General features: G+C 72.9%; 3 protein-coding genes and 1 pseudogene. 2 read left to right on the top strand and 2 right to left on the bottom strand.

What is annotated here, in order from left to right; translation table 11 throughout:
* Positions 1 to 529, bottom strand: a 529-nt coding sequence (locus tag CCN56_RS30240; protein ID WP_086831125.1) for an aquaporin, incomplete at its 3' end; no start/stop codon positions are given.
* A 76-nt stretch (positions 530 to 605) separates the two neighbouring features.
* Between CCN56_RS30240 and CCN56_RS30235 the strand changes: the two genes are divergently transcribed.
* Entirely contained in the window at positions 606 to 1,064 is a 459-nt protein-coding gene (locus CCN56_RS30235; protein WP_086831124.1) for a GNAT family N-acetyltransferase, read from the top strand.
* 43 nt (positions 1,065 to 1,107) lie between these two features.
* Here CCN56_RS30235 and CCN56_RS30230 read toward each other — a convergent pair whose 3' ends face one another.
* The gene (locus tag CCN56_RS30230) at positions 1,108 to 1,941 is read right to left on the bottom strand and encodes a class II glutamine amidotransferase (protein WP_086831123.1); all 834 of its coding nucleotides are present in this window, start codon (positions 1,939 to 1,941) and stop codon (positions 1,108 to 1,110) included.
* Between the two features lie 232 nt (positions 1,942 to 2,173).
* Between CCN56_RS30230 and CCN56_RS30225 the strand changes: the two are divergent.
* Positions 2,174 to 2,509, top strand: a pseudogene (locus tag CCN56_RS30225) (hypothetical protein); the annotation flags it as partial.

Here is a 2,509-nt window from a genome sequence, read left to right as displayed (position 1 = left end):
AGGAGCCGGAGGAGGTGAACCAGATCGCCGCGCCGATGTACCCCGCGACGGCGACCGGGGCGAGCCCGGGACGGCCGATGCGGCGCAGCCCCTGCACGACGAGGACGAGCCCGGCGGTGGCGACGGCCTCCCCGAGCAGCAGGTGCAGCCCCGAGCGCGTCTCGGTGGCCCAGGCGCCGGGCACCCGCCCGAACATGGCCTCGGCGAGCAGGGCGCCGGTCACGGCCCCGGCGAGCTGGGCGGCGATGTAGACGAGGACGTCGCGCCCCCTGCTGTCGTGCCGCCGGGACCACCACTCGGAGAGGGTCACGACGGGGTTGAAGTGGGCGCCGGAGAGCGGGCCGATGAGGGCGATGAGCAGGCCGAGGCCGAGGGCGGTGGCGGCGGCGTTGGCGAGCAGCCGGACGCCGATGTCCTGGCTGAGGGAGTCGGCGCGGATGCCGGAGCCGACGACGACGGCGACGAGGGCGGCGGTGCCGATGAACTCGGCTGAGGCGCGCCGGGGGAGCGCGGGCGGGGACATTCTCATAATGGAAAAGATATTCCGTGATTCGGAATGAAAAAAGAGGGGAGGGGAGGGGCGGGGGCCTCGTACGATCCGAGCCGTGAAGATCGACAACCTCGTCGTCCGCCGTGCGGTCGACTCCGATGCCCCCACCGTGGCCGAGGTCTGGCTGCGCTCCTACACGGCCGCCCTCCCGGACGTGCGCCGAGCCCATACGGACGAGGAGGTCCGGTCCTGGTTCCGGCACGTGGTCGTACCCCACCGGGAGACCTGGGTGGCGACGGTCGAGGACGCCGTCGTCGCCCTGATGGTGCTGGACGGCGAAGACCTCGATCAGCTCTACATCGATCCGCCGTGGCGTGGCCACGGCATCGGCGACCGTCTCGTGGAGCTGGCCAAGCGACGGAGCGCCGCCGGCCTGTCGCTGTGGACGTTCCAGGTCAACGCCCCGGCGCGGCGCTTCTACGAACGGCACGGGTTCGTCGCCGCCGAGTACACGGACGGCGAGGGCAACGAGGAGCGTGAGCCGGACGTCCGCTACGTCTGGAGTCCGGCGTGACGCCTCCACCGGGGGTGCCCGCCCCCGCCCGCACCGCGCGTCGTCACGCCGCCGCGGGGACGAAGCGGTACAGCTCGTCGGCGCCGGGCCGGACGACGCCGTAGCTGCTCTCCGGCACCTCGTTCCAGGCACCCGGCAGGTCGCCGAGGGGCTCGGAGACGACGAGGCGCGTCTCGTCGGACACCTCCTGCAGGAAGGCGACGTCGGGATGCAGCCTGCGCAGGGCCTCCACCCGGCTGCTGTAGAACAGCGAGCGGGAGGTGTGCGCGCTGGAGTAGCGGAAGGCCCAGAGGTGCTCGCCGTCGGTGAGGGCGAGCGTCATCTGGAGCGGGAACTCCACCCCGTGCTCACGGCCGACCCGTTCCACCACGCCCGCCATGCGCGCCACGGCGGCGGGCGGGTCCCGGTCCAGACCGTAGGTGAGGGCCAGGTAGAACATCACCTCGGAGTCCGTCGTGCCCTCGATGTCGGCGTAGAGCGCGGGATCGACGAGCAGGGTGAGGTCACGGCGCACGAGGTGGAACCCGGCGATGGCGCCGTTGTGCATGAACATCCAGCGGCCGTGCCGGAACGGGTGGCAGTTCGACTGCTGCACGGCCGTCCCGGTCGACGCCCGGATGTGGGCGAAGAACAGCGGGGACCGGACGTGGTTCGCCAGCTCCCGCAGATTGCGGTTGTTCCAGGCGGGGCCGACGTCCCTCAGCAGCGCCGGCGTGTCGTCGTGCTCCGAGTACCAGCCCACGCCGAACCCGTCGCCGTTGGTGGTCTCCACGCCGAGCTTGGAGTGCAGGCTCTGGTCGATCAAGGAGTGGGCCGGCTTGTACAGGATGCTGTCGAGCAGCACCGGCGTGCCGGAATAGGCGAGCCATCGGCACATGCGCGATCACCTGACTCCCTGCCGGGTTCCGCGGGCGCCGTCGTGCACGCCGTCCGGCCCTCCCATTCTCGGCGCCCCCTCCACCGGGTGCCACCTCGACGCCGCCGGGACCACCGGCCCCGCGCGCACCCGGACAACCTGGCCGGCGGGGCCCGGGGCGTGTGAGGAGGCCGCCGAAGACACGTCACGCGCCGGAAACGGCGGGGCAACGCCCCCCCGCCAGGATCGGCGCATGACGGAGCCGGACAGCACGCTCGCCAGCACCGCAGGGCTGCTCGTGCGGATCGCCGGACAGCTCGGGGCCCAACTGGCCCAGGTGCGTCCGTACGACCGCCGGCAGCGGAAGCACGAGGAGGAGGTATGCCCACCGATGAACGTTCCCGCCCTCGCCGGACGGCTCCGCGCCACCGCCCCGGCCACGTCCACTCCGTCCGCCCCGGCCCCCACCCTCGTCGCCGTGGGCCACGGCAGCCGTGACCCACGCGCCCGGGCCACCCTCTCCCGCCTCCTCGACCGCGTCCGCGAGCTCCGTCCCGGCCTCGACGAGGAGGGGGTGGGCGCCGAGCGG

Origin of the sequence: Streptomyces sp. NRRL B-24572, assembly GCF_002156145.1 — a bacterium.
GTDB classification, from domain to species: Bacteria; Actinomycetota; Actinomycetes; order Streptomycetales; family Streptomycetaceae; genus Streptomyces; species Streptomyces vietnamensis.
The sequence above is the reverse complement of the archived record's forward strand: the minus strand, read 5'-3'. Positions and strand labels throughout refer to the sequence as shown.

Coding starts and splice junctions, on each gene's coding strand:
- CCN56_RS30230 (WP_086831123.1), bottom strand. CDS start 1,941: ATGTGCCGATGGCTCGCCTATTCCGGCACGCCGGTGCTGCTCGACAGC.